25 protein-coding genes and 1 riboswitch are annotated in these 26,592 nt (G+C 37.8%); of the genes, 4 read left to right on the top strand and 21 right to left on the bottom strand.

What is annotated here, in order from left to right; genetic code table 11:
- Nucleotides 1-58 precede the first annotated feature (58 nt).
- Together KGF86_RS14200 and KGF86_RS14195 are read right to left on the bottom strand one after the other, a co-directional pair.
- Nucleotides 59-2,155, bottom strand: a complete 2,097-nt coding sequence (locus KGF86_RS14200; protein ID WP_211742277.1) for a heavy metal translocating P-type ATPase — start codon at nucleotides 2,153-2,155, stop codon at nucleotides 59-61.
- The gene (locus tag KGF86_RS14195) at nucleotides 2,142-2,531 is read right to left on the bottom strand and encodes an ArsR/SmtB family transcription factor (protein WP_211742276.1); all 390 of its coding nucleotides are present in this window, start codon (nucleotides 2,529-2,531) and stop codon (nucleotides 2,142-2,144) included. The genes KGF86_RS14200 and KGF86_RS14195 overlap by 14 nt, the downstream gene beginning before the upstream one ends.
- Nucleotides 2,532-2,644: 113 nt before the next feature.
- Here KGF86_RS14195 and KGF86_RS14190 point away from each other — a divergent pair, with 113 nt between their 5' ends.
- Entirely contained in the window at nucleotides 2,645-3,679 is a 1,035-nt protein-coding gene (locus KGF86_RS14190) for a flavin-containing monooxygenase (RefSeq protein WP_211742275.1), read from the top strand.
- Nucleotides 3,680-3,810: 131 nt separating this feature from the next.
- Here KGF86_RS14190 and KGF86_RS14185 read toward each other — a convergent pair whose 3' ends face one another.
- The 7 genes from KGF86_RS14185 to KGF86_RS14155 form a co-directional block, all read right to left on the bottom strand.
- The gene (locus KGF86_RS14185; RefSeq protein ID WP_211742274.1) at nucleotides 3,811-4,563 is read right to left on the bottom strand and encodes a GNAT family N-acetyltransferase; all 753 of its coding nucleotides are present in this window, start codon (nucleotides 4,561-4,563) and stop codon (nucleotides 3,811-3,813) included.
- 246 nt (nucleotides 4,564-4,809) lie between these two features.
- Nucleotides 4,810-4,995, bottom strand: a complete 186-nt coding sequence (locus tag KGF86_RS19390) for a hypothetical protein (protein WP_246521590.1) — start codon at nucleotides 4,993-4,995, stop codon at nucleotides 4,810-4,812.
- A 9-nt stretch (nucleotides 4,996-5,004) separates the two neighbouring features.
- On the bottom strand, nucleotides 5,005-5,613 hold the full coding sequence (locus tag KGF86_RS14175; protein ID WP_211742273.1) for a class I SAM-dependent methyltransferase: 609 nt from the start codon (nucleotides 5,611-5,613) through the stop codon (nucleotides 5,005-5,007).
- Between the two features lie 283 nt (nucleotides 5,614-5,896).
- Nucleotides 5,897-6,103, bottom strand: coding sequence for a copper chaperone CopZ (gene copZ, locus KGF86_RS14170; RefSeq protein ID WP_186869483.1), 207 nt, complete (start codon nucleotides 6,101-6,103; stop codon nucleotides 5,897-5,899).
- 71 nt (nucleotides 6,104-6,174) lie between these two features.
- Nucleotides 6,175-8,562 (bottom strand): heavy metal translocating P-type ATPase, encoded by a 2,388-nt coding sequence (locus tag KGF86_RS14165; RefSeq protein ID WP_211742272.1) that lies wholly within the window; start codon nucleotides 8,560-8,562, stop codon nucleotides 6,175-6,177.
- 14 nt (nucleotides 8,563-8,576) lie between these two features.
- On the bottom strand, nucleotides 8,577-8,879 hold the full coding sequence (locus tag KGF86_RS14160; RefSeq protein ID WP_186869481.1) for a metal-sensing transcriptional repressor: 303 nt from the start codon (nucleotides 8,877-8,879) through the stop codon (nucleotides 8,577-8,579).
- A gap of 225 nt (nucleotides 8,880-9,104) precedes the next feature.
- Entirely contained in the window at nucleotides 9,105-9,722 is a 618-nt protein-coding gene (locus KGF86_RS14155) for a class I SAM-dependent methyltransferase (protein WP_211742271.1), read from the bottom strand.
- 128 nt (nucleotides 9,723-9,850) lie between these two features.
- Here KGF86_RS14155 and KGF86_RS14150 point away from each other — a divergent pair, with 128 nt between their 5' ends.
- A complete protein-coding gene (locus tag KGF86_RS14150; RefSeq protein ID WP_186869479.1) occupies nucleotides 9,851-10,282 on the top strand; it encodes a YugN family protein in 432 nt (143 codons plus the stop codon).
- A gap of 44 nt (nucleotides 10,283-10,326) precedes the next feature.
- Here KGF86_RS14150 and KGF86_RS14145 read toward each other — a convergent pair whose 3' ends face one another.
- Complete coding sequence (locus KGF86_RS14145) at nucleotides 10,327-11,397, bottom strand: C45 family autoproteolytic acyltransferase/hydrolase (RefSeq protein ID WP_186869478.1); 1,071 nt, start codon at nucleotides 11,395-11,397, stop codon at nucleotides 10,327-10,329.
- A gap of 120 nt (nucleotides 11,398-11,517) precedes the next feature.
- Here KGF86_RS14145 and KGF86_RS14140 point away from each other — a divergent pair, with 120 nt between their 5' ends.
- Nucleotides 11,518-11,730, top strand: a complete 213-nt coding sequence (locus tag KGF86_RS14140) for a hypothetical protein (protein ID WP_186869477.1) — start codon at nucleotides 11,518-11,520, stop codon at nucleotides 11,728-11,730.
- An 81-nt stretch (nucleotides 11,731-11,811) separates the two neighbouring features.
- On the opposite strand, the gene KGF86_RS14135 is transcribed toward KGF86_RS14140, so the two are convergent.
- The 6 genes from KGF86_RS14135 to KGF86_RS14110 all read right to left on the bottom strand — a co-directional run bounded on the left by KGF86_RS14135 (nucleotide 11,812) and on the right by KGF86_RS14110 (nucleotide 20,229).
- A complete protein-coding gene (locus tag KGF86_RS14135; protein WP_246521588.1) occupies nucleotides 11,812-12,519 on the bottom strand; it encodes an ECF transporter S component in 708 nt (235 codons plus the stop codon).
- Nucleotides 12,489-14,177 carry an ABC transporter ATP-binding protein gene (locus KGF86_RS14130; RefSeq protein ID WP_211742270.1) on the bottom strand — a complete coding sequence of 563 codons (1,689 nt, stop codon included), beginning with the start codon at nucleotides 14,175-14,177 and terminating at the stop codon, nucleotides 12,489-12,491. Before KGF86_RS14130 ends, KGF86_RS14135 begins: the two co-directional genes overlap by 31 nt.
- Nucleotides 14,159-15,037 carry an energy-coupling factor transporter transmembrane component T gene (locus tag KGF86_RS14125; protein WP_343221463.1) on the bottom strand — a complete coding sequence of 293 codons (879 nt, stop codon included), beginning with the start codon at nucleotides 15,035-15,037 and terminating at the stop codon, nucleotides 14,159-14,161. The genes KGF86_RS14130 and KGF86_RS14125 overlap by 19 nt, the downstream gene beginning before the upstream one ends.
- Nucleotides 15,038-15,136: 99 nt before the next feature.
- Entirely contained in the window at nucleotides 15,137-15,985 is an 849-nt protein-coding gene (locus KGF86_RS14120; RefSeq protein ID WP_186869474.1) for a DUF4430 domain-containing protein, read from the bottom strand.
- A 13-nt stretch (nucleotides 15,986-15,998) separates the two neighbouring features.
- Nucleotides 15,999-18,050, bottom strand: coding sequence for a DUF4430 domain-containing protein (locus KGF86_RS14115; RefSeq protein ID WP_211742268.1), 2,052 nt, complete (start codon nucleotides 18,048-18,050; stop codon nucleotides 15,999-16,001).
- 140 nt (nucleotides 18,051-18,190) lie between these two features.
- A riboswitch (cobalamin riboswitch) is annotated at nucleotides 18,191-18,385 on the bottom strand.
- 68 nt (nucleotides 18,386-18,453) lie between these two features.
- Complete coding sequence (locus KGF86_RS14110) at nucleotides 18,454-20,229, bottom strand: ABC transporter substrate-binding protein (RefSeq protein WP_211742267.1); 1,776 nt, start codon at nucleotides 20,227-20,229, stop codon at nucleotides 18,454-18,456.
- Between the two features lie 108 nt (nucleotides 20,230-20,337).
- Here KGF86_RS14110 and KGF86_RS14105 point away from each other — a divergent pair, with 108 nt between their 5' ends.
- Nucleotides 20,338-21,234 carry a DMT family transporter gene (locus KGF86_RS14105; RefSeq protein ID WP_186869471.1) on the top strand — a complete coding sequence of 299 codons (897 nt, stop codon included), beginning with the start codon at nucleotides 20,338-20,340 and terminating at the stop codon, nucleotides 21,232-21,234.
- Between the two features lie 147 nt (nucleotides 21,235-21,381).
- On the opposite strand, the gene KGF86_RS14100 is transcribed toward KGF86_RS14105, so the two are convergent.
- The 5 genes from KGF86_RS14100 to KGF86_RS14080 all read right to left on the bottom strand — a co-directional run bounded on the left by KGF86_RS14100 (nucleotide 21,382) and on the right by KGF86_RS14080 (nucleotide 26,428).
- Complete coding sequence (locus tag KGF86_RS14100) at nucleotides 21,382-22,383, bottom strand: LTA glycolipid anchor biosynthesis glycosyltransferase, IagA/BgsA family (protein WP_186869470.1); 1,002 nt, start codon at nucleotides 22,381-22,383, stop codon at nucleotides 21,382-21,384.
- A 32-nt stretch (nucleotides 22,384-22,415) separates the two neighbouring features.
- Nucleotides 22,416-23,006: a TVP38/TMEM64 family protein gene (locus KGF86_RS14095; protein WP_211742266.1), complete on the bottom strand. Its 591-nt coding sequence runs from the start codon at nucleotides 23,004-23,006 to the stop codon at nucleotides 22,416-22,418.
- Nucleotides 23,007-23,025: 19 nt separating this feature from the next.
- Nucleotides 23,026-24,210: a glycosyltransferase family 4 protein gene (locus KGF86_RS14090; RefSeq protein ID WP_211742265.1), complete on the bottom strand. Its 1,185-nt coding sequence runs from the start codon at nucleotides 24,208-24,210 to the stop codon at nucleotides 23,026-23,028.
- A 329-nt stretch (nucleotides 24,211-24,539) separates the two neighbouring features.
- Nucleotides 24,540-25,478 carry a nucleoside hydrolase gene (locus KGF86_RS14085; protein WP_186869467.1) on the bottom strand — a complete coding sequence of 313 codons (939 nt, stop codon included), beginning with the start codon at nucleotides 25,476-25,478 and terminating at the stop codon, nucleotides 24,540-24,542.
- 11 nt (nucleotides 25,479-25,489) lie between these two features.
- Complete coding sequence (locus KGF86_RS14080) at nucleotides 25,490-26,428, bottom strand: nucleoside hydrolase (RefSeq protein ID WP_186869466.1); 939 nt, start codon at nucleotides 26,426-26,428, stop codon at nucleotides 25,490-25,492.
- Between the last annotated feature and the right edge of the window lie 164 nt (nucleotides 26,429-26,592).

Here is a 26,592-nt window from a genome sequence, read left to right as displayed (position 1 = left end):
TACTCTCCAAACCAAAAAGCATACCAACAATTAGTTGATATGCCACGTTTTCCTCATTCTATAAATCTTTTTTCATTAGTCGCATCGAGTTCAATACGACAATAAGTGTCGCTCCCATATCCGCAAAAATAGCGATCCATAATGTTAGCCATCCTGGAATAACTAATAGCAAAGCTAACACTTTTAGCGCTAGAGCGAAGATGATATTTTGCTTGATAATTGTTAAGGTTTTACGGCTTAGAGAAATCATATATGGTAATTTCTCCAAGTCATCAGCCATTAATGCTATGTCTGCCGTTTCTAAGGCTACATCGGTTCCTGCGCCTCCCATGGCAATTCCAACATTAGCAGAAGCAAGTGCCGGCGCATCATTAATTCCATCACCAACCATGGCCACACGACCATACCTATCCTTTAATCGACTTATAACGGTTAATTTATCCTCAGGTAATAATTCCGTTTTTACTTCTGTTAACCCGAGGCTTGAACCTATTGCCTCTCCGGTTAATCGGTTGTCTCCAGTTAGCATAATGGTCCGCTTCATACCTAACTGATGGAGCTTCTGAATAATGGATCTACTTACTGAACGGATTTGATCAGCTACTCCGATAATCCCTATTACTTCTTGAGCCGTACCTAATAGTACTACCGTTTTCCCTTCCGCTTGTAGCTGGCTAGTTCTCTCCAGTAGCTCAGCATGTATGGGCAGCATCTCTGAAAACAGTGCTGGGTTACCAATGAAGTATTCTGTCCCTTGTACCGTGGCTTTAGCTCCTTTACCTGTATAGGATAGAAAATTCTCCGCTTTATAATCTACAGCTTGAAGACGGATTGCCTTTCTTTTAATAGCTGATGCAAGTGGATGCTGTGAATATTCTTCAATAGCTGCAGCAATACGGATTAAGTCGGCTTCATCTTTATCTGCAAGTGGGATAATGTCTGTTACTTCCGGCTTTCCTTTCGTTAAGGTACCGGTCTTATCAAAGGCTACCACATCGATATGGCCCGCTTCCTCCAGATGAATGCCACCCTTAATTAGAACACCATTTCTTGCAGCATTACCGATAGCGGTCACAATTGCAACAGGTGTCGATACAACTAATGCACATGGGCAACCAACTACTAACACCGCTAGACCACTGTAGATCCAATTAGACCATTCCCCACCGAAAAATAGAGGTGGGATAACTACGACAAGGAAAGAAAGAAACAGAATCGCAGGTGTATAATATTTGGCAAATTTATCTACAAACTGTTGGGAGGGTGCTCGTTCGGCTTGTGCTTCCTCCACTAGATGAATGATTTTAGCTATCGTCGTATCTGCTACCCTTTTGGTAACCCGAACCTCTAATGAACCTTCTTCATTTATCGTTCCCGCATATACCTCATCACCGCTCGCCTTATGAACTGGGATTGATTCACCAGTTATCGCTGCTTGATTGACAGAGGATTGCCCTTTTACAACTTCCCCGTCCATAGCAATTTTCTGTCCAGGCTTAATGATTAAAATATCACCAATTTGTACATCTTCTACATCGATTTCCATTGTTTGCGAGCCATGACGAATAGTAGCCTTCTTTGGTGCGATATTCATGAGTGATTTGATTGATTGCCGCGCCTTATTCATAGAGTAACTTTCAAGTGCTTCACTTAACGCAAACAAGAACACCACGACAGCACCTTCTGCCCATTCTCCAATAATCGCTGCTCCAATAATGGCAATTGTCATTAATGTCTTCATATCAAATTCAAACTTCATTAAATTATTCAATCCGACCTTAAATAAGGAAAGTCCTCCTACCAATATTGCAGTAAGAAAGGCTCCTATTGTAATAGGGTGGCTTTCACCCATCTTAAAGTAGAATACGTACCCTACTATGGTGAAAAGCAACGATATAAAAGTAGTTATAGTCTCACCTTTTTTCCATCTTTCTGGTTCATTACTCCATTCCGGTTGTACCTTAATACCATCAAAAGCACCTGCTGCTTCCAACTGATCAACGGATGCTACACCATGTACGGTTAACTTAGCAGCACCAAAGTTCAACTGAACATCCTCTACTGTTTTAATATTACGTATGTTTTCTTCAAATTTTGCAGCACAGTTCGTACAAGACAAGCCTTGTAATCGATAGACTTGTTTATTTTCCTCCAAGTCCAGCACCTTCTCTCGAATGTTCCATAGCAATCGATACTAACTGATGAACATGCTCATCCTTTAGTGAATAGAATACTAACTTCCCTTCTTTACGATACTTAGCGAGCCCCATATTACGGAGCAGTCGTAAATGATGGGATGCCGTTGCTGTCGTAGAACCGATAATATTCGCAACATCACAAACACACAGTTCATCTTCAATTGTTAACGCATAGGCGATTTTTAACCGTGTTAAATCTGATAATGCCTTAAATATCATTTCTACCCCACTAACTTCCTCTATCTGTGGTTTTATTCGATTCACTTTTTCTTCTTCAAAACAAAATACCTCACAAGTATCGTGGTTAACCTTTTTCACAGTACTTTCTGCCATTTCATCGCCTCATTCAAATAATTGTTTGATTATAATATCATATTATGCTATAGATTAATGTAATGTCAACAATCAAACGAATATTTGAATGATGAATTTCGGGAGGGGTTTGTATGTACCATACGATCGTCATTGGGGCCGGACAAGCGGGATTAGCTATTGGGTATTACCTTGCAAAACAAACAGATAATTTCCTGATACTAGAAAAGGGGAATCAGGTGGGACAAGCGTGGAAGGCACGCTATGATTCGCTAATACTATTTACGTCTAAGCAGTTTAGCTCCTTACCTGGACTACCTATTGAAGGAGATCCTAATTCACTACCAACTAAAGACGAGGTTGCGGATTATTTGCAGTATTATGCACGTAATTTTTCATTACCGATTAAATTCAATACGGAGGTAACTCAAGTAGTACGACTAGGAAATGCATATTCCGTCTATACAAAAGAGCAAAACTACATTGCCAAGAATGTTGTGATAGCAACCGGGCCTTTTCATAGCCCAGCTATTCCTGCCTTCGCAGCTAATTTGTCACCAGATGTTCTACAATTACATTCAACAGAATATAAAAACCCCAATCAGTTAATGGCAGGAAGTGTCCTTGTAGTTGGGGTAGGGAATAGCGGTTCCCAAATTGCCGTAGAAGTTTCACAAACAAGAAAAACATTTTTATCAACTAGTCAAAAGCTTAACTATATGCCTCTTTCTATTGGGAATAAAAGTATCTTTTGGTGGTTTAGTAGATTTGGTATTCTCAACGCTAGCGTTAACTCGTTTCTAGGGAGACAAATTCGATCAAAAGGAGATCCTATTTTTGGCTATGAATTAAGAAAAGCTATTCAAGATGATAAAGTCACTCTAGTAAATCGGACTATAGATGCGAATAAAAACTCGATTTCCTTCTCAGGGCAAGGTCAACTTGAAATTCATAATGTGATTTGGGCTACTGGTTTTAAATCAGATTATCAGATTATCCAAGGTATACCTGGTGTTCTAGATCAAAATGGGACACCTATCCATAATAGGGGTATTACGAGTAGTGAAGGTTTATTTTTCCTAGGCTTGCCATGGCAGTCAAGGAGGGGATCTGCGTTACTTCAAGGGGTAGGCTACGATGCTGAGTACTTGATACGTTATTTAAGATAGTTTGTGAAAGAAACAATACTTAGTACAATCAGGGCAACGTCTTCGCGAGAGAATTACTACTAGGAAAAGGAGGGACATCCCAGGTAGCGCTGGGTGTCCTAGCCTCTTCCTATTTGGAAAGTACTCTACATTCAATTATATACTTTCAACACCTCTATCTGAAATCCCTCATAGTGATAATTTTGTTTCCGGTACATCTCTCTTGGAGTGTCCTCCCCATCTGCAATTAGAATAACTATTCTATCGCGGAAAAGATCCATAACAAATCGTTGAATACTACTACCAATTCCTTTCCGCTGATACGAATCTTGCACAAATAGATTGTCCATTTCTGCCGTAAGATCCTGAAGAATAACGTCCACCGCACCAACGGGGATATCCTTATCGTACGCAATAATTTGAACTACTCTATCACTTTGAAAATTAGCATGATGAAGTATCTTCTTTGCTTCAGCATAGCTTTCACCAAACTGTACATCCTGCTCATACTGTAATGTTAAATAGTCCTTATAAGTACTAGAATTAACCTCTTCCACCTGAATATCTGGATTAATAGACAACTCAGGAAAATCTTGAGGCTTTATGCTGTACAACTCATTAGTCCCGACTGTATAGTGCTGTTCTTGTAAATATTGATAAAGTTCATCCGTCAGCTTCTGATCTGGAGGAAATTCAAATTTTACATGATCTTGAGCCTTTTTCAGATGAAATTCTCGTAGATAAGCTTCCGCCTCTTTAAACTCATCTATCGTAGGCATTCGTTTAAATCCGATAAAATTACTATCATATCGAATCAGTATTTCTGAATAGTGATAATGCTTATAAAGCTCGTTCTCTGCTATAACATGACCTACGATGTCAATGTTATCAAATGTTATCTTCATATAATCACCCTCCTGTCTAGCCTGAGCATATCATGATGTCGTTCTCATCCGGGTCACAAACTGTAAAAAAGGACAAATCATCAAATCTTATAATTTCAGATGCTATGTCATAATTTAGTTGTGTCACATATTCATATGCTTGGTTTATATCCTCTGTATGGAAATTAAATAGAGGGTATCCTAATCCTCCGGCACCCTTTTTCATATTTTCAGGGCCAGCATCTAATGTAATACCTACTTCTTGATTTACCGGTGGTTGTAAACTGGTCTTGATACGGTAGATAAGTCGTACGGTTGGCCAATCAGTTTATTATACCACTTTACAGAACGCTTCAAATCACGCTCATGTATAAAGATGGTGTTTACTTTGTTTTGAATTGGGCTCTTCTTATTCTCACACTCCTTCTTACCATATTCGACAGTAACATACAAAACCCTTCCTTATTCTTCATTATTCCATCGGTATACTAAAAATCGCTCATTCGGATTATTTTCATAGGGCAGTCCTATTTCTTGCTCCAATTGAAACACGGTCTGATTCTCCAAATAGAAGATATATTCCTTTGAAGGATAGTACAAGATAATATCCACTTGCCTTGGGAATGCCTCTACGGATAGAAGAATCCGGTTAATGACACGCTGGAAAATGTGAATAGAAAATGGATTAAAGAAGTAGAATCGATTATCCGCTTCGCTAATTTCATAGTCTTCGGCAAGGCAATGTTTAAACGATATATTATCTGTAGATTTCCTCGCCTTTTTTCTATAGCTTTCTAGATTTTCGATTGCTCTATGATAAAAAGCCTCATTCATTTCTATTCCAGTTACCTTGGCATGGTAATGGTGATGGATAAAGAAATTCATCCGCCCTAAACCACATCCAAAGTCTACAAATTGATCGGAACTCTTCACCTCATATTGGCCAAACAACACCTCTAATGCTTGATACGGGGTAGGTTCATACGGATAGTAGTGATTGATATGATTAGTGGCTACACGTTTACCAGTTGTATGTATGTTAAGGAGCTTATCGTAGTAGTATTCTTTCATTATCATTCTCCTTGTTGGTTTATATGGTAATCTTACGCAAGTTTGACTAGTGCTGCAAGGGTCCGAAAGATACCTTATAGCCATAGTTGACATATTCTTCAGGATCTGAGAGGGGTACTTCAGGATTTGAAGGGGGTGTTTCAGGATTTCAGCTACTAGCTTCAGGATTTAACAAATCTCCATATTTCATGTATCTAGTGTTAAAGCCACAACCACTGCTGGATAGACCATTCTGACACACAAGAAAAAGCAGACACATGTTTGAAGTGCCTGCTTTTTCTTGTTAAGCTACATCATAGCCTTGTTCTTCTACTGCCTCTTGCATTGCTTCTAAGGTTACTTTTGACTCATCGTAAGTCACAGTAACTTTGCCAGTAGCTAAATCCACCTCTACATTAGATACACCATCTAATTCGTTCAGTGCACCTTCTACTGACATTTTGCAATGCCCGCAAGTCATTCCTCTTACATCTAGTGTTAAAGATTGCATCCTATATATCTCCTTTCAACTATGAAAAGTAAGTATTGGGGACAGGACTATCTACCGTCCCCAAATATTATTTATATTTTTACTCGTTTTAAGCGAAGTGAATTGGTTACCACACTTACCGAGCTAAATGCCATGGCAGCTCCTGCTATCCAAGGAGCAAGTAACCCAAGTGCTGCTATTGGAATACCCGCACTATTATAAGCAAATGCCCAGAATAAGTTTTGACGAATATTTTTTATCGTTGCTTTGCTAATTTTAATAGCTTTTGGTATTAATAGTAATTCTCCACCTAAGATGGTTACATCGGCAGCTTCAATAGCAACTTCTGTACCAGTACCAATTGCAATACCAATATCAGCTACTGCAAGAGCCGGAGCATCATTTACGCCATCTCCAACCATCGCAACCTTTTTCCCTTGTAATTGAATCTCTTTTACTCGGTTAGCCTTTTCCTCTGGTAATACTTGGGCAATGACACGGTCGATTCCCACTTGTTCAGCAATAGCTTTAGCAGTGCGTTCATTATCACCGGTAAGCATAATCACTTCAAGTCCCTGCTCTTTTAGCTCTTTTATAGCATCTTTAGCAGTGTCCTTCACCGTATCGGCTACCGCTAAAATCCCTTTTAACTCGCCATTTACTGTAATTAACATCGCTGTATTGCCCTTCATTTCATAATCCACTAACTCAGCTTCTATCGCACCAGTAACGGTAATATTGTGGTCATTCATTAATTTTCTAGTGCCTACTAATACGTTCTTGTCATGAATTCTAGCTTCTATACCATGTCCAGGTATCGCGTTAAAATACTCCGTCTCAACGAAAGGTACATTTCTTTCAGTAGCAAAGGCTACAATCGCTTCTGCCAAAGGATGCTCAGACCCTTTTTCAGCACTAGCTACAAGCGATAACGTTTCCTCATCAGCTGTAAAATAGGTTACCTCAGGCTTCCCCTTCGTAATTGTACCGGTTTTATCTAGTACAATTGCATTAAGCTGATGGGTACGCTCTAGGTGCTCCCCACCTTTAAAAAGGATTCCACTTTCAGCAGCTCTACCAGAACCAACCATAATCGAGGTTGGAGTTGCGAGACCTAACGCACATGGACAGGCAATTACTAATACTGCAATTGCCGTTACTAACGCTGTTTCTAATTCACCTGGAGTAACAAACAAAATCCATACGCCAAAGGTTACGAACGCAATTCCCACTACTATCGGTACAAAGTAACCTGAAATGACATCTGCTAATCGTTGAATTGGGGCTTTTGAGCCTTGGGCATCCTCTACCACTTTAATGATGGATGCAAGAGCGGTATCCTTCCCAACTTTCTTCGCTTCCATTTCAATCGTTCCATTTTTATTAATAGTAGAACCAATGACACTTGCATCGATATCTTTTTCAATCGGTATAGATTCTCCGGTAATCATGGATTCATCAACCGATGTTCTACCTTTCACAACAATACCATCCACGGGTATTTTCTCACCGGGTTTTACTACGAGACGATCGCCAACCACAACATCCTCCATAGGAATCATCATTTCCGCGCCATCACGCACTACTCTTGCTTGTTTTGCTTGTAAGTTTAGTAGCTTAGAAATAGCAACGGTCGTCCGACTTTTTGCGCTTGTTTCTAAATATTTTCCAAATAAAATTAAGGTAATTAAAATGGCACTAGTCTCAAAATATAAATGTGGCATATGTCCTGGATGACGAAGCGTATTAAATGCCTCATAAAGACTATAAAAATATGCTGCACTAGTACCAAGCGCGACAAGCACGTCCATATTGGCACCACCATTACGCAGATTCTTATATGCTCCAACATAGAACTGCCAACCGATAATGAACTGTACTGGTGTCGCAAGTGTGAACTGGAACCACGGATTCATAAAGATATCTGGAATGGAAACTCCAGCTAAATGAACGAGCATGGTTAATAATAATGGTGCAGATAGGATTGCAGAAATGATTAATTTCGTTTTCATTTTTTGCAGTTGTTTTTCTTTCTCAGTTTGTTTATCTTCTTTATCTGCCTTCACCTTCGCATCGTACCCTAGCTTTTTAATTCTTCCAATCAAATCTAATTCTTTAACAAGTGCAGGATTAAATTCAATGGAGGCACTTTCGGTTGCTAGGTTTACGGTAGCTTGTTTAACTCCCTCTTCTTTATTTAACACCTTTTCAATCCTAGTTGAACAAGCAGCACAGGTCATCCCGAAGACATCAAGCTCTAACCTTTCAAGCTGAACACCGTAACCAAGTTTTTCAATCTTGGTTGTAATGTCCTCTACTGTGACTGCATCTGGATTATAATGCACACTGGCCTTTTCTGTTGTTAAATTAACTTGGGCTTTCACGCCATCCATTTTATTCAGAACCTTTTCAATTCGATTAGAACACGCTGCACAGGTCATCCCAGTGACACCAACCGTAATTTGTCTGGACTCACTCATATCGGATACCCCCCTCATTTAGAAAGTCGTTTTAACACTTCCATTAATTCATCAATTGATGCTTCCCCTTCACCAGACTTCACGGCATGGCTTACACAATGCTTTACATGTCGTTCGGCAACTTGGAATCCAACCTTTTTCAAAGCTGCATTTATCGCACTTATTTGTACTAAAATATCGACACAGTAACGGTCTTCTTCAACCATTTTCTGAATACCCCGAACCTGTCCTTCAATTCGCTTTAAACGATTAACTACCCCTTGCTTCTCTGCATCTGTTCTAGGGGTAATTGGGTGATCATGTAAAAATTGATCCATTCGAACACCTTCTTTCCTTCGCTTTAATTATACTATACCCCCCTACAGTATAATTGTCAACAACTTTACTTTTTCCTTGCATTCATTATAAGGATACCCCCAAAGAGTTTCTTATACTCGTTACTTTCCTTTCTTAAACAAGTACCCTTCCCTCTAAAAATACCCCTACTAGGTAATAAATTCCTACAAAAAAACCACGCTAATTAGCGCGGCAATTCCAGTTGACTATTTCTTACAAATCGCTATTCCAAGAGGAAATCCCCTCTCCTCCGCTGCAAATGCAGGCTGAATCAATGCTCCCTTTTGGTAATAATATTCCGTAGATTGGTATTCCTTAAATAACCCCTTAAACTCGTCTACTGTTAATTGATGTACATGATACTCCTGCCCACTCGGTATCCCTCTACCTTCTCCAAATGGGGTGGACAACATCAACGTGCCACCAGGCTTTAACATCGTATAGATATTAGTCATAAACTGTTCTTCTTCTCGAATATGTTCTATGGTCTCAAAGCTTACGATGCAATCAAATTGTCCTAACTCGTCTGGTAACCTTGGGTCCACTACATTCCCTATTCTAAACTTCGTTAGTGGATGATAATATGTACCCCTTGCATACTTCACTGTTTCTTGATCAATATCGACTCCGATTACTTCCTGCACTCTATTCTTACACATCTTGGCCATAATATGACTTCCATATCCAGAACCACTTGCGAAGTCTAACACTCGACCATATACATATTCCGTAGCAAAGTGATATCTTGCAATATGCTCAATTAATAAACCATTTAATACTTTCATTTTCTCCGGGATAACTCGTTCTCCTGTATCCTTCAACATTCTGTTCACCGCTTGTCCATTAGTATTATCAATATTTTACCGCAAAAAACAAGGAATCAACAATAAGAAGGTATTTTATACCATTTTTTGTAAATGCTATAAGCAAATATAGAAGAAGGAGTGATTAGATGATTGAACTTCAATCAGAAATAGAAGGGAAAACTGCCTATTTCGGACAAGCTCGTATCATAGCAAAGCAGTTCGGGCTAAGCCTGTGTGGTAGTTGGGAATATGATGGGGCGTTCCTCGATGCAACACTTCACCGCGAAGGAGGAGAAACCATCTATTTAAGAATGCCATTTCATGTTTTAGAAGGGGAATTGGATCGTGATGGAGCCTTTATTGAATTCGGCAAACCATTCGTTATTAAGCATATTGTACATATTGGGCTTGACAGGAACGAGAATTCATTACTTGCTGCTACTGGTATTAATCAATTCCAGGAGCCTCTTGATAAGGATGGGCAAATACGTAACAAAACGAAGTGGGAGGATATTGGCGAAACAATCGCTAATCAATTCGCCAGTGCTATCGCTAGCCGTGGTAAATCGATTTCTTAATAAACAAACAACCAATCAAATTAGGCGATTGGTTGTTTGTTTTCTTATATCAAGAATTCCGGCTCAGTAAAGTGCGCCATATTAACAAAAGGTGTTTTTACATCAAGTTTTCCTTTTACTTTTCTTACCATCATTTTATCGCCAGCTAACCACTTTTTAAAATCAAATAGAATCGGGTGCTGGTCTCCACCTAATGAGAACCATGCTTTTAATTCATGGGGAAAGTACGCTGCCGTATGTAACGTACCTGCCCATGCACCATATTTAGTAGAAAAAACTCCCTTATCTGTATCATTCATCATTTGAAAAGCTTGATATGGGTTGATCAGATTCTCCCCTTGATTCATTATGGCACGTTGCCTTGCTACCGATTCATCCATTCGGTATCGGTTCTCCCCTGAAAGCAATTCAAAATGATTCGTACAAGCATTCCCATGGTGCACATCAACTCTTCTCGGGGATGCCTCAATTACATAAGTTTTACCCTTTTGGTCTAATAGGACGTAACTGAATGAATGCCGATGGGGAATTGCTTTTAGCACATCTACCGCTTCTTCCACCGTTGCGCATGCCTCCAGAATGATCCTACCAACCATATTACAAATAAAACCACTTCCAGATTTCTTACGGTTAACAAAATTATATCCCATAGCAAGCCCTTTTTCGTTTATTCCATCAATCCGACCAGTTATTTGCATAGATGGTCCAACCATGGAATACCCTTGGTCTGTAGGTTGGTAGAACACATATCGTCCTTCATAAGAAGCAGGATGATTATCATAATTCCTTATCAAATAGTCCTTCCCAGTGAAAATAGAGCATCCGCTTCTCCCATATTCTAAATAATACCCACCAAACTCACGAATTGCATCATGCATATTCCATTTCAATGCATCTGCTAATCCTTCTATTTCATCCCAAATTCCTGGGGCCAAACGCTTTATCGCAGTTTGTACCTCTTTTTCATCTATCGAAAAGTGATATTTCCTTTTTGAACCCCACTGCTTTTCTCTATTCTCAAGTATAGGAGAATCCTTTAGCAATTCTCCTTGATAATAACCAAAATCATAATGGCTTCCTCGAAACTGAATAACATCGCTATATACAGGTAACATAAGATCCCCTCATTTTCAGTCGTATTCCCAGTCTAAATTATTTTCAAGTTGAACGAAAAAAATATGCTCTTGGAATAAAACTTATCCTATAAGAGAGGATATTACTAAGAGGTGGTGGTCATGGCAAACGAAACTGGAAAACGTAAATTCAATCTGCCAACCGAAGCAAACGTAGATGGGAAAATAAGTGCGCAAAATGGACTGAGACAGAATTATCCATTTGATTCTTTAAATAAAATGGTCGGAGACTCTGTTAAAGAACATAAATCTCTCGAAGCTGGTAACGAAATAATTGCAAAGAAGGAAATTGGGCAGACCTTTCATAACTCTTAATTTTTTTGTAGGGCAATATCATTAGCAATGTTGCCCTATTTACTTGGAAAAGAGTAGGAATCTATTATAATAATTGCGTTATCAGGAGCTATTACCAGTACCTTTCTCAAGTAACCCGTATTTTCTCTTAAATCGAAATAGTACCTTCACCCATCTAGTGCTGAGAATAGCTATTAATAAGGTATTCGATATAGCATGGGCTAAATCGTGGGAAAAGCTAGATATATAGATACCCATAATAAACTCTAAGGAGAAATTTTGAAGATTGTTAATAACGATCCATAAATTCATTAACCAACCAAAGAGAAAGCCCCAAAGGAATCCGAATATAGATTGAATCCAAACTTTACCCATCCAACCTAAATCCCTCAACACTCCTGCGCTGAAGCCCATGATTCCCCAAGAAAACATTTGCCATGGAGTCCAGGGACCCTGCCCTAAAAACAGATTAGAGACAATAGCCGCAACCGCCCCCACCAAAAAACCCGATTCAGCCCCGAAGACTAAACCTGCTGTAATAATCACAAATGAAGTTGGTTGGACGCTTGGTAATCCTGCGAAAGGTACACGGGAAATAGCCGCTATAGCTGATAACATGGCCAATATAACGATCTCTCTAGTCCTGACCTGTCTCATTTCAAAACGATTAAAGAAAAAAAATAAAACAATTACAATAATAATCAAACTAAAAATTAAGTAATGTTGACGCGAAAAAATCATATTTGAAATAACAAATATGATAAACAACAGAAATACCTTTAAGAGGTGCGAAGTTTGCTTTCTTTCCATATAGATATAGCCTCCTCCAATGTTAATACCTCTGGAACTGAAGTATTCTGCGTTACGCGGTTCATGGTTGTTGTATAAAAGTAATTGCCTTTAAAGAGTTCTTCTGGCACCGCATCGATTGTAATGTTACCATTAAACATCATAGCGCTCTTCGTAGTATGATGAACGGCGAATTCAATATCATGTGTCACCATGACTATAGTCAACCCTTCCTGATGTATTCGTTTTAGGGTGGATGCTAATTGCCTTTTTGAAATTGGGTCTAAGCCTTTAGTCGGTTCATCAATCAATAGAATATCTGGATTTTTCAGCAACATACAAGCAAGTGCAGCCTTCTGAATTTCTCCTCCCGAACAGTCATTAGGGTGCCTATCCCTTAAGTACTCAATCCCAAATAGTTGTAATTGTTCTTCTATACGTTCGGCTGCTTGGGCAGGATCAAGTAACTGAACAGACTGACGCATCTCTTGTTCAATAGAATCATGAATAAAGTAAGTCAACGGATTCTGAGGTAAATAGGCAATTTTGCTATATATCGCTTTTTTTACTTTCTTCGTCATTCGCTTTCCAAAGACTTTTACCTTTCCACGTTGCGGTTCTAAGAGTCCTAAACATATCCTCAATAACGTAGTCTTACCTGAACCGTTTCCCCCAACAACTCCATAAAATTCACCTTGATTAATCTTTAATGCAAGATTCTGTAGTGCCATTGGCGAATCCTTATCATACTGGTAGTATATATCGTTTAATTCAATAATTGGCTTTAAGTCATGCATAACCAATTGATTTCGAAATTGATTATCGTGGTTAGAAAACTCTATATCCTTTGATGAAATCCATGTCTTACAATCCTTTACATTTAACGGAATACTTCCTACCTCAACTAAACTTTCGGTTTCTAAATAAAACCGTGAAACTGCTGGAAGATAGGAAAGAAAATGTTTATCTTTATCCTGGAATACTGAATATATCACTTCTCTACTTGAACCATTATAGCTAATATTACCGCCATCCAACATGATAACCCGGTCAGCCAAGTCAAACAATTCTTCCAGTCGATGCTCCACCAATAAAATTGTCATGCCCAGTTCCGAATTTACTCTTTCTAATATTCGTAATAAGTCTTTTGCCATAATTGGGTCTAGCTGTGAGATCGGTTCATCCAAAAGTAGGACTTTCGGTTTCAAAAGTAATACAGAAAGGAGATTTAAAATTTGTTTTTGCCCTCCAGATAATTCGGAAGTTTTTTTATGTAAAAGATGCTCATATCCAAATGTATACACTATTTCTGCTACTCGTTTTCGCATTTCTAAATTAGAGTAACCTAAGTTTTCTAGGCCAAATACCATTTCCTGTAATACATCGTCCATTACAATTTGATTCTCTGGGTTTTGAAATATAAACCCAATCTCCTCAACCGATACTCTGTCATCCCAATCATGGATTGTTCTCCCCGCATATAATATTTCTCCAGAAACATCACCATATGGAGCGAGTTCCTTTTTTAATAAACGAAGAAGTGTAGATTTTCCACACCCCGTTGGGCCACATATGACAACAAATTCGCCCTCTTGAATAGTAACTGTTAAACGGTTAAGGACCAACTCACTCGTGTCAGGGTATTGAAATGATAAATCTTTTATATTGAAAATTTCCATTTGAGTTTTTCTCTCCCTTCCACAATCAACGGAAATGAAACAAGAATTATCAAACATAGTAACAAAATCCAATCGATAGTAAATAAATGTGAAGGACCTAGCTCAGGATAAATGATTAGTTTTCCATACCCTAAAGAACCTCCACTAATACAGATTGCCAATAATAGAAATAGTACAATCAGCCAATACCAATCTCGTTTTAGCATCCTGTAAGGAATATAAGAAGTTTTTTCCCCCAAGCCATATCCTCTAGCTTTCATGGAATCCGCTGTTTGAACCGCCTCTTCTAACGACCATGTTAATAAAAGTTGGATCCTCAACATCCCTATTTTGATTCGCTCTTTCAAACTTCCACTTGTCATATTTAAACCTCGAGTTTGGTGCACCTCACTAATTTCCTCTAACCTCCTCTTTAATAATGGAACGAACCGAATAGAGACCGTTATTAAAAAAGCAGTCCGAGGGAGAATCCTTGAGAAGATATATAAAAAGCGATTTCCATTTAAAATGATATTAAAAGAAACAAACATTACTAAGATATTCACAATAAATAATGCCAGCGTTATACCATAAATAGCTGCTTCAATGGTTACTTGTTTCCCACGAAAGTAAAACAAGATATTAGTCCCACGTGAAACTAAAAAGGGATTTAGTATGATAATCATTAGGCTCATCAGAATCAGAACAGGAATCCATCTTCGTAGTGCTTTTCCATGATCATGGGAAAGATTAACAAAGACTAGTAATAGGCATATAACTATTAGGAATATTGGGTGGTTAAAATACATGATTAAGAAACCAACAAATAGGTAATAGCAAAACTGGACATAAGGATGGTAACTGCGAAACCCATTTCCCACTATATCAACACTTCCATTTCCACTTATAATAGTTGTACATTACATACCTGTGAAGAAAGTCGACCTGTTTATACCACTCAAACAGGTCGACTTTTATACTCATCTTCGGAATGGTTTCAGGTCTGCACCTAAATCTTCACCTAAATTGGTCGTATATAACCATTCGACACGATCACCAGGAAGTAACGGAACAACCCCAGCTCCACGATCAGGAAAAACCCCATTTACCCGATACATCCAACCGCTTCCTGATCCTCGGTCAAACTCGTAAACATTATCAATGCCTTCCACGTAAGCAGTAGCTCCTTGTCCCCCACGATAATCCATTTGAATGCTTTTTTCTCTTGTTATTCTAATTAGTGCTTGTAATACTGTATCCCCATCCATTACTTCCATTTCTGTAGGTGGTAATGGGACTTCCGTTTCAGAGATTACAATAGAATAAACGATTGTATCTATTGGTGGTGGATTCGATTTTGAACTATCTTCTGTTTTTTCTTTCTCATCATTAGATTTGCTTTCACGATTCGAATTACTCTGTTTCCCAGATTTACTTTTATGTTCATTAGTTGTAGAGTTTTTCTGCTGACTTTTTTCATCAGACGAAGACTTAGATTCACTGACTTTTGTATTTCCACCTGATACGGTAGGCTTATTATCTTCATTGAACTGTTTATTCTTTGTATCTTCATTCTCTTTATCTAGTATTTCTACTTTCGAGTTATCATCCACTTCCCCGTTAGTTTCATCAGGTATTATGTTATCTGCTGACTTTATTTCCACTTGCTCGGGTGCTTCTAACTGGCTTTGTTCTTCTTGTTCTAATACTTTATCCTGGCTTGCCTCTTCTTTTGTCTGAAGCATTTGAAGCGTTGAATCACATCCTGCAAGAGTTAGGCCAGTAAGCATTAAAAACGTAATTAAAAGGCGGTTTAACCAGTTTGGCATTACATCATCCTCCTCAATGATATCTCATTGGTTGTCTATTTAAGTAAAATAGAACTAATCCTCCTATAATCATTAGAAGCATACCTACTAGCATATAGTTATAGAAATTACTAGCTGTGTTTGGAAGTTCTTTTCCCTTTGGAGTTTGTGTATTATCTGACTTTTTCTCTTTATGTAGCATATCCTGCTTATTATCTGTGTCATCCTTATTATTGGATGGTGGATTCTTCGAAAATTCTCCCTCGTTATTCAAATCATCTCGCGGGGGTACATTATCATCTGTTTTTTCTTCTTTATCCTCTGGTAATTCTTTCTCATCGGTCCCTTCTTCCTGTTCACCCGGTGGATCATCCACATTATCAATTACATCACTAAAGTGGTACAGACTTCCTTCTCCCCTCAGGAATAGTTTGTATGCAACCAATGCTTGCATTGCCTGTTCTGTACTCATAGGATCTGAATAGTCATAGTCCATAGTGTGTTTAAAACCACCATCAGTATTTTGGAATTCGAATAGATGGGTGATTAAATTATTTCCATTCTTTGTAAATGGCTCACTTGTAGGATCAATACCATAAGCAGTTAAACCAATAATAACCTGGGCTGCGGCTTCACTAGTAATCCCACCTACAAAATCCCCACCATCGAAGCCTCCATCTTCCGTTTGGACATTTGATAGCCATTGAACCGCTCTATCAAGGGTGCTCGATACTGCCGGTTGGTCTTTATAGGGACTTAAACCTATTAACGCCATTCCTGTTATATCTACACTCGGGGTACTAAAGTCACTATTTAATGACCAACTACCATCTTCATTTTGGGTACGTATTAATTCTTCTATTAGTCTCTGCCTCGTCCACTTTGCATCCTCAGGGACAGAAAACCCTTGAGTATCTAAAGCAATTAAGGCAAATATAGGGCCATTATTGCCTTGGAAGGTCATCGTATCATAACCACCACGGCGCTCAGGGCTATTATATATCAATTCGATTAAGTCTAAGCCTTCTATATCACGGGGGTCTATGCCAACAGCCACCGCAGCCATCACTAGTCTTTCAATATCTGTAATCTTAATACGACCATTCTCTAAACCTCTGATTACTTGGTCCTGAATATTTTGATAAAAAATAGTAAGGTAATCACTTGGAATCTCTTTTCCAGCTTTAGCCAGCCCAATTGCTTCCCATTCACTATTTACACCATTTTGGATGATATGGTTACTAGCTTTTTCTATAGCATCCTGGATTACCACTAGAGCGCTATCTAGTTCACCTCTATCACCCTTATCCGCCTCCACTAAATGTGGAGCAACTTGTTTATCATCATATGTAATGGTCAAGGATAACGAAGAGGTATAGCCTTGCTTATCTCTAACCTCAATAGTTATTATGTTTTGACCTTTTAGTAATGTAGCAGAGTAGTGATTACCTTCCTCCGCTACAATTACTGTATCATTCACTTTTACAGTGGGGATTAGAGCTGTTCCAAAATAACTAACCGCCTCTACAGCAAAGGACAGTTTGCTATCGTAAACCGTAGAACCATCCTTTAGGTTGTCTATATGAATAGTAGGATCCAAATGATCACGGAATGGGTGTAGATCAGCACCTATATCATTTCCTAAATCTGTTGTATAAAGCCATTCAACAACATCACCTGGAACTAGCGGAATAACTCCTGCACCTCGGTTTGGAAAGACACCATTTACTCGATACATCCAGCCACTACCGGGACCTCGGTCAAACTCATAAATGTCATCTATACCTTCTACATAGGCCGTCGCCCCTGTCCCACGGTACGATAATGTAATATCATTTTCCTCTGTAGCATTAATTAAAGCATCTAAAACCATATCCCCTTCTTCAATTTTTATTTCTGAGAACGGTAAAGGTACTTCCTCTTCTGAAACAACAATGGTAAGTTGTACGCTATTCTGTGCTTCATTATGAGGTTTGATGTCTTTTTGATCACTTGCAGCTTGTACATAGGATGCATTGATGAATAATGGGCTTAATAACATGATTAATATAATTAAATAGTTTACTAGTTTATGATGTTTGACCATCCAAAAATCCCCTTTTTATTTATTAGCTTTCACAATGTCCAATAAAAAAACATCTCTACCTAGAAGAGATGTTTTGTAAACGCTACCAAAATACAATAAAGTATATTGTTCGTCACATGCCTCCCTATCCTCGTAGGTTGTGTGATATAAAAAAACAGGCAGGTCTCCTGACTCATGTTCATCATCTTCTATCTCCTTCCCATCAAAATGACAGTGGATTGTGATAAAAGACTCCCAATTACAGTGGCGGGACCGTGCCGGATTCTAACCGAACTTCCCTTTTAATGATTCGATCTAAAAAAATTGTCAAATCAACCTGTTTTTTCTATTAAATTACTTTCAATTTAATCTATCTCCTTGATTCCGTCAAGCTTTTATTGAATATTCTTACTCATACACCAATTTAGTTCGATCCATATTCCTTCCTAAAGAACAAGTCTTTAAATGGTACTAATCCAATAATACTTAGTGAAATTCCCATCAAGTTTTCATGGTATAAAGCCTTTTGGTATGTTGAATATAAAGGCATAACAATATGATTTTCTATTAGTTTGTTTTCTAATTGGTTCATTATCTGAATCCTTCTGTTCGATGACACTTCCTGAACCAACTCTTTATAAATGCCCTGCGTAATTCTACTATTCTCTCTGTCTAATAGATTATGTAAAATACTCATTTCTGAATGAAATAAATTTAATAACGCAACCTCTTCAACATCTTCCGCAACATATTCCGATAATACTATGTCTGCCTCTTTAGCCTCTTCATAGAAATTAGAGTATGGAACGACTCGCAATTCCAAATGAATCCCTTGTTTGTTACATTCACTCTTTATCCATTTAATATCCTCTTCGTTTGGTTTAAGATTATAGGTCATTAATATTAAAGTATCCATATAATCTATATCCAATGACATATTATATAGCTTATCGTTATTTGGACGATTCTGATGAAAAACTCTTACCGGTTCATATCTTGGATAGCCTAGAGCCTCTATCATTCTCTTTTTATTTAAAAGTACCCCCAGCTTTTCTCGTAACAAATGATTGGACCTTATCTTATCCTTCCGCATATTCCACATGAGATACTTGATGGATAAATGCCCCCTTTCCACATTCTTATACCCCCTATCTGTATTTGTATTCCAAGTAAATGGGATATAGAAAAGTGGCTCTTCCTCAATCTCTTTTATATTCATGAACTTCTCAACTGATGGCATAACATGAATAAATATTTCATCAATATGAGCCCTCTCTTTAAAATAGCTTTGATGTACCGAAAGTGAGAGAAGATTCGTATTGTGAGACTTCACCTTGTACGGACCTGTTCCAATTGGTTCTCGAGAGAATTCTTCTACCGTTTGTTCCGCAAACCCCATTGGAACAATAGATGCTTTTGGTGAACATAACATAAATGGCCAATTTACAATCGGTATAGCAAAGTGAAATTGAATGGCATGTGAACCAATACTATTCATCTTTTCTAAATATGCGACTATCCATTTTGCTGGCGTATCCTTAAGTCTTTCGAAGGTGAATTTTACATCCTCAGCATCTAACATCTTACCATTATGGAACGAAATTCCTTTTCTAAGGTAAAATGTCCATACCTTCCCGCTCTCATCCCGTTCCCAATAATAGGCAATACTCGGTTCTACTTTGTCCGTATCTTTATTAAACGTAACTAAGGTATCAAATAGTTGTTGTACCATATGTCTTTCCGTTTGTCGCTCTACTTGTGATGGATCTAAAGAATGAAATGACCGAAAATACGGAATATGTAAACACTCCTCACCCTCTTGTTGAGTTATATCTTTCCTCATGCCAAACAATTCCTTTAGTATAGTATCCAACACGTGTTGATGATTACGTAGTATATCATGCCGTTCTAAATATGTGATTAAGCCATTAAAACCTGTATCCCTTGAGGATGCTTCCATATACGTCAGCATATCTGTAATAGATTTCGTAAAGGTAATAACGGTTGGGTTTCCTCTTCCTTTCCCACGCACTCGAGTAATCCATTCTTTCTCTTCCATACGATTTAAAATATGAATAACATTTCGCTCGGTACATTGGAGGATATTGCTTATCTCATTTCTGGTCAGCTTAATAGGTTTATTTGCATTTCTGTTCGAACATTGAACAAATAAATGGATGTAATAATAGAGTAATTGCATTAGACCCTCCACTAAAAGGTGAAATATATACTAACAACTTACACTTTTTCTTCCCCTTTAATCAACTACAATGAAAGGTATATTCAAAACATGGGAGGGAGCAGGAGTATGACTAATACCCAAAAAGGGCATCTATTTAATTTACTATCGGTTTTAACAATGGCAATTGGCCCACTAATTTCTAAATTTGGATTGGCACATATGAGCCCTGCAAAGGCGTCTTTTATCAATGTGGTAACGATTATTGTGGCAAGTGTATTATTTGGTATCATTACGAAACAGCATGTGATGTTTTATTTTGAAAAGGAAATTATCATGTTAGCATTATTCAATTCATTAGGTGTTATATTTCTTTTTTTAAGCATGAATTTGCTTTCACCAGTGGAGGTTGGTTTTTTAGGCAGGTTTTATACTGTATTCGCTATCCTTCTATCTATATTTTTATTACAGGAAAAAATCTCCTTGCGGGAATCTATCTTTATGACCCTAGCAATTCTCGGGGGCTTTCTTTTTGTCGATAAAGGAGATAACACAACTAACCTACCTGGTGTTATCTTTGCGCTTCTTTATACTTTTTTCTTTGCGTTAACCAATATTTATATTAAGAAATCGATGTCAAAGGAAAAGAGCTCCAATTCTATTCTTTTCACCAATAATTGTATAACATTGGTCTTTGTCATGATTTATGTGACTTTTTCAGGAGAGCTTACTACGAACTGGGGGAATGTTAAAGGGGTTAGCTTTATTATATTATCCTCTTTCCTAACGGGTTTTCTGGGGACTATTTTATTATATCAAGCACTCAAATATTTACGATTTTCAATTGCTAACGTAATGAGAGCATTCAGTCCTGTATTACTTGCTATTATCTCTTTTCCATTCTTCCCGATTGAAATAACGATTTGGAAGATTGTTGGGGTTATTCTATTAATAGGATCAATCTTCATGTTAACGATAAAGAAAATTACTAATAAAACTACTAAGCCACTAAAAAATGGTGACTAACCATCCAGTCACCATTTAGTTTAGCTTGGTAAGTTAATTTGCTATTTTGGAGGATTTGCCACCTTTTTTAATTTTAACTACTTAAGGGGTGGGCTCTCCTTTTTAGCTGTATATCCAGGGTAAATGGACAGGGCTTTTCTCCATAAATTATTCCAGTTCATAAATACTCAATAGCTTTTGCGCAACAACTTTTATATCACGCTCTAAAGCCATGTTATAGCCCTTCTCTGTTAAATCTGGTAGTTGCCCTTCCAGAATTTGAGTTATTAATTCCTCAAACTCATCTATGCTTTTTCCCTTATAAACCGTTTCCCGGTCCTTAAACATATTTTTATATATCGGAATGTCCCGAACTAAGATTGGAATTTTAGCTGCCAACGCTTCTAATAATACGATGCCTTCTGTCTCCTCATGGGTAAGGAACAGAAATAAATCACTACCACAATAGGCGTCCCGTACTTCTTCTCTTGTCACATAGCCAGGAAAGTGTAAGTTTGGTAGCTGCATTTTTATGGCTTCTTTTATCGTATTTGGAATCAGGTTTAAATTCGTATAACCAAACCAATAAAACTGATAGTTAGGCATTCTTTCTGCTAGCTTAACAAAATCTAATATTCCTTTACGTTCAATATAATGACCAACAGAAATGACGACCTTATCCGTATCTGGTATTTGATATTTATCGCGGAATCTCCTACGCGCTTCGTCATTTCTCTTGAAAAAGTCGGTGTCTATTCCGTTTGACAGACTAACAATCGGGCGTTTTAATCCATAACCCTCTAGTAGCTCTTTCGAATACTCTGTTGGCGTAATTATCAAATCTCCGCTGTTATAACAATAGGTAATCCATTTCTTAAACAATGGAGCTATAAGATTTGATCCACGAAAAGAATTACGAAAGTCCTCCATAGTCGAGTGTGCATAGTAAATCACTTTTTTCCCTTTTCGTTTTGCCCGTTTACTTTTCAGTAAGGAATCAGGAAATATGGTATTCAGATGTATAATGGAATACTCTTCCTTACTATTCATCGTGAATGGGACACCTGCTAGCTTCAATGCTTGCTGCTGGTGACGAACTGCTTGTCCTACGCCACTTTTCTCTACTAGCTTAAGTGACCCTGCATATAGTAATACCTTATTCTGTTTCATTTGCATGGTGTAAAAGTTTCCCTTCAATTCTGTTAAATTAATATCGATAGTTTTCGCATTATAAAATCTAACCCAAACGTATACATCGCTATTGCAAAAGGTTTCCCTAATAAGATAATGATGGTAAAATGTCGTAACTTCATCTTGGTTGTCCCCGCCAAATAACATAAGAAATCATCAGGAGCTAACGGGAGAAAAATAGCAATGGCGAAATACTTGGTGAAATTTTTATGCTCGGTCACGTTCGAATACTTTTCTTGCATTTTTTTGCTAAACAACACTTTAATAACGCTCTGTCCATATTGCTTAGCTATTAAGAAAGCGATAATAGATCCTAAGCAAATACTAACATAGTTATAAACAAATCCCATTGTCGTCCCAAAGAGGAGTACCCCTGCAAGTAAGCCTAATCCTCCTGGGATTACTGGGATAATAACTTGAATTGCCTGAAATATAATAAATACTAACGGAGCCCATATTCCAAATTGACTCACAAAGTCCACTAAAGCATGCTCCGAGTAAAAAATATCTGTCTTCAATCCATAGATTAAGAAAGCGATTGCTGCTATCGTAAAGATGATTGTAAGTATGTTAATCAATTTCCGCATTCTAGGTTTTTCCATTTTCGTACCTCAGCTTATTCTACTTTATTGATACTGACACTTCTTCAGCGTGTAAATAGTTTTGTATAGTATGTTCATATAGTCTCTCTAATGTCTCAGCAAAATTCACCGAGGAATATTTTCGAATCGCACCTTCCTTAGCATGTAAGCTTAATTTCCTGTATAAATCTTTGTCACGTAACATAGAATTCAAGACCTCTTGAAATTGTGCAAATGAATCATATTGCCATCCATTCTTGCCATCTTCAATCACATCTTCTAAACATGCATCTCTCCTACATAATGCTGGAAGACCATTCGCTAATGCCTCAATATAGGTTAATCCTTGTGTTTCCGAATTTGAAGCACTGACAAATACATCCCCTAATTGGTAATAAGATGCAACTTTCTCTGGGGGAATCATTCCTACAAAAATGACCTTGTCTGTTATACCTAGCTTAGATGCGATATTCTCTAGTTCACTTCGGTATGGACCGTCCCCTACAATCAATAGGGTTAAATTATCATTTCTCATATTTGACACAAAGGTTAATATTTCCTCTAGGTTCTTCTCTTTTGCTAATCTACCAACGGAGAGTAACACTTTATTCTCTATCGGTATGTTATGTTTTTCACGTAATCGCTTCTTCTCATCACCTGACAGTTGAAGATTGAACCTTTTCAAATCAATTCCTGTTGGCACTACTTCAATAGGTTGATGTACACCATAACCAGTGAGGATAGAATACACTTTTTTCGTTGGTGCGATAACATACGATGCTTGATTTAGGACTCTTTTCGAGAATAACGCCACCATTCGTTTCCCCCACTTCTGATTAGGCGAAAAGTAGTGGGTATAATCCTCATAGACCGTATGGTAAGTGTGAACAATCGGAATTCTACATTTCTTCGCTATATGTTTTGCGATACGAAACGTACTAAATTCACATTGAGAATGGATAACATCCGGTTTCCATGCCTCCAATTCTTCAATGTATCGATTAACCTTGGAAAAAGTAACCCTTACACCTGGATATATTTTTCCTGCACTAATCGAACGAATATATGTAACATGATCTCTTCTATAAGATCGGTTTCGATCTGATAACGTAAGAATTCTTACTTCATGACCTAATCTATTTAACTCTTTCTCTAAATTAACTATTGACGTAACTACACCATTAATGGTAGGTGCGTACCATTCGGTTGTAATTAATATTTTCATAGTTATCTCCTCTTATTCCCCTATAACTCTTACTTATTTCAGTATACAAGAGTAAACTTGTATGTTTTTTTGAAAAAGTTAGATTTAACATAAATTTTACAGTATCTATATCCATATTTGAACAGATATTTATACACTTTTCTCATCAAAATAAATGATACCCCGGATTATGAGATACCATTTATTTCCTATATTAATACCATACCATAAATTCTTTTCTAATGAACCCATTTTTTTATATCAATATGCAGTTTAAAAGATGGATATAATAAAAAAAACCAAAGATTACAATTCCTAAAAAAGTAATCCTTGGCCTAAATTTCCTTCAATTATCCTTCTAATACCTTTAGTAACGTTTCTTTAAACCCTTCTCTATTTACTACTTCACAAACCCTAACATTTGCCTCTTTACCACTTCGGTTATTAATATCGACCATACTATAGCCCCTCGTGATATTACCAGCTGTCTCTATGTCCACATAATATTCCCCATACTTCGTCATCAGCTCTTCATGCGCAGCAATTGCCACTAATAAGGTATCTGGATGGGTTGTTCCGTTGATTTTATGTACCTCTCGATTAAACTTCAATACAACACGATTAATATCGATAAAGAACTTAGAAAGGTCCGTATTCAGTGTTGCAATTTCTGCATGGTCCTCATCCCCCATAACCGAATACTTTGTACACATATCCCAGCCTACCATTGTAATCGGTACACCAGAATGAAGTACAATCCTAGCCGCTTCTGGGTCCACATAAAAATTATACTCCGCAGCCGCGGTAATATTTCCAAGCGAATTATTTGTTCCGCCCATGATATAGATATGTGGAATATCCTTCACTATAGTTGGATCCTTTTTCATCGCCATCGCAATATTAGTGAGTGGTGCAATGGCTAGTAAGGCTATTTCCCCTGGATTTGCCTTGACAGTTTCAATGATAAAGTCGACGGCATGTTTTTCTTCTGGGCGTTGGGTCGCTTTAGGGAAAAATGAATCTCCCATCCCATCACTACCATGTACATCTTCCACCGTCACATGTCCTTCCTGACTTCCTAAAATTGGTCCTTCATACCCTTTAAAAACAGGAACATGATAATCCGGCTGGAAAACTTGGATCGTGTACAATGCGTTTTCTACCTCTTGATCAAAATCCACATTTCCTCCCGTTATCGTAACCCCTTCCACCTTAAAGTGATGGAGTGCTGTTAAAATAGCAATCGTATCGTCACCTGCTGTATCGGTATCAATAATAACTTTCCTCATCTGTCTCCCTCCTATGCCTGTTTTGCTAAATCTGTGATGTAATCAAAAAATGCATCCCGATCTGCCTCATACACTAATTCAACAGCTCGTCCATTTTCTGATAGCTCTGTTTTACCTTGACTTGGACCATCTGCGTGTACGATACTTTTTACTTCTTTTCTTTTCACTAATACTTCTTTACCAATCGTTGCGGTTGTTAATACATCCCATAGGAAGTAGGTCGAATTCGTCTGGAAATGAACTAGTGGTGGTACGGCTGCATAGCATTGTCCAAGGAAATCTACCCCTAGATGTTTTCTCTCTCTTGCCCAACGGTTTCTGACATCTAATGTTAAAGGAACCATATTGGTACTTTCTAACGCAACCAGATCAATATGGATATTAGAATCCCATACTACCTTCACTGCCTCCGGGTCCCAGAATGCATTCCATTCCGCTGTCCCATCATGCTCTGGCTCTTCAACGTTACCCATTTCAAGGAAGGTTCCACCCATCCAGGCTAGTCTTTCAATTTTTCCTTCAATATCAGGTGCTTCTTCCAACGCGCGAGCTAAATCAGTTAATGGTCCTACAAATACTAGTGTTACTTTTTCTGTACTGTTACGTAATGATTCAATTAAATGCTTATGTGCTGGCAACTTTGATTCTTTCGTTTTCACTGGTAAATACTCATTTAAAATTGGTAAGGCATCTACTACAAAGGCATGCATGCGCCATTCCTTTGGAAAAGGATTCTTACCACGTGAGTTAGAGGCCGCTACCTCAATTTGTTTTCCTTTCCCGAAACGGTCTATTATCTTTCTACTTGCTGAAACAGCAGGTTCTAGGTAACAATCAGCGGGAATTACGCCAACTCCAATTAAATCCACATCTTCCATTTGTAATAATAGGAATAGAGAGACTAAATCGTCTACTCCACCATCATGGTTTAAGTATACTTTTCTTTTCATAGAAGCACTTCCTTTTTTTATGTCATTACTATTATTATAAGCTAGTTCTATTTTTAAGTGTTAGTGTATATATTACTTATCAAAAAATGAAGGGAAAAGGAGTTATTACATATATAATTACTTTATAGCCTGCTCCGGGAAATATACTGTTTACCAAGAAAGCT

The organism is Ornithinibacillus massiliensis (genome assembly GCF_018310345.1).
Lineage (GTDB): Bacteria > Bacillota > Bacilli > Bacillales > Amphibacillaceae > Ornithinibacillus > Ornithinibacillus massiliensis.
The sequence above is the reverse complement of the archived record's forward strand: the minus strand, read 5'-3'. Positions and strand labels throughout refer to the sequence as shown.

Coding starts and splice junctions, on each gene's coding strand:
- KGF86_RS14195 (WP_211742276.1), bottom strand. CDS start 2,531: ATGGCAGAAAGTACTGTGAAAAAGGTTAACCACGATACTTGTGAGGTA.
- KGF86_RS14190 (WP_211742275.1), top strand. CDS start 2,645: ATGTACCATACGATCGTCATTGGGGCCGGACAAGCGGGATTAGCTATT.
- KGF86_RS14185 (WP_211742274.1), bottom strand. CDS start 4,563: ATGAAGATAACATTTGATAACATTGACATCGTAGGTCATGTTATAGCA.
- KGF86_RS14175 (WP_211742273.1), bottom strand. CDS start 5,613: ATGAAAGAATACTACTACGATAAGCTCCTTAACATACATACAACTGGT.
- copZ (WP_186869483.1), bottom strand. CDS start 6,103: ATGCAATCTTTAACACTAGATGTAAGAGGAATGACTTGCGGGCATTGC.
- KGF86_RS14165 (WP_211742272.1), bottom strand. CDS start 8,562: ATGAGTGAGTCCAGACAAATTACGGTTGGTGTCACTGGGATGACCTGT.
- KGF86_RS14160 (WP_186869481.1), bottom strand. CDS start 8,879: ATGGATCAATTTTTACATGATCACCCAATTACCCCTAGAACAGATGCA.
- KGF86_RS14155 (WP_211742271.1), bottom strand. CDS start 9,722: ATGTTGAAGGATACAGGAGAACGAGTTATCCCGGAGAAAATGAAAGTA.
- KGF86_RS14150 (WP_186869479.1), top strand. CDS start 9,851: ATGATTGAACTTCAATCAGAAATAGAAGGGAAAACTGCCTATTTCGGA.
- KGF86_RS14145 (WP_186869478.1), bottom strand. CDS start 11,397: ATGTTACCTGTATATAGCGATGTTATTCAGTTTCGAGGAAGCCATTAT.
- KGF86_RS14140 (WP_186869477.1), top strand. CDS start 11,518: ATGGCAAACGAAACTGGAAAACGTAAATTCAATCTGCCAACCGAAGCA.
- KGF86_RS14135 (WP_246521588.1), bottom strand. CDS start 12,519: ATGGAAAGAAAGCAAACTTCGCACCTCTTAAAGGTATTTCTGTTGTTT.
- KGF86_RS14130 (WP_211742270.1), bottom strand. CDS start 14,177: ATGGAAATTTTCAATATAAAAGATTTATCATTTCAATACCCTGACACG.
- KGF86_RS14120 (WP_186869474.1), bottom strand. CDS start 15,985: ATGCCAAACTGGTTAAACCGCCTTTTAATTACGTTTTTAATGCTTACT.
- KGF86_RS14115 (WP_211742268.1), bottom strand. CDS start 18,050: ATGGTCAAACATCATAAACTAGTAAACTATTTAATTATATTAATCATG.
- KGF86_RS14110 (WP_211742267.1), bottom strand. CDS start 20,229: ATGCAATTACTCTATTATTACATCCATTTATTTGTTCAATGTTCGAAC.
- KGF86_RS14105 (WP_186869471.1), top strand. CDS start 20,338: ATGACTAATACCCAAAAAGGGCATCTATTTAATTTACTATCGGTTTTA.
- KGF86_RS14100 (WP_186869470.1), bottom strand. CDS start 22,383: ATGAAACAGAATAAGGTATTACTATATGCAGGGTCACTTAAGCTAGTA.
- KGF86_RS14095 (WP_211742266.1), bottom strand. CDS start 23,006: ATGGAAAAACCTAGAATGCGGAAATTGATTAACATACTTACAATCATC.
- KGF86_RS14090 (WP_211742265.1), bottom strand. CDS start 24,210: ATGAAAATATTAATTACAACCGAATGGTACGCACCTACCATTAATGGT.
- KGF86_RS14085 (WP_186869467.1), bottom strand. CDS start 25,478: ATGAGGAAAGTTATTATTGATACCGATACAGCAGGTGACGATACGATT.
- KGF86_RS14080 (WP_186869466.1), bottom strand. CDS start 26,428: ATGAAAAGAAAAGTATACTTAAACCATGATGGTGGAGTAGACGATTTA.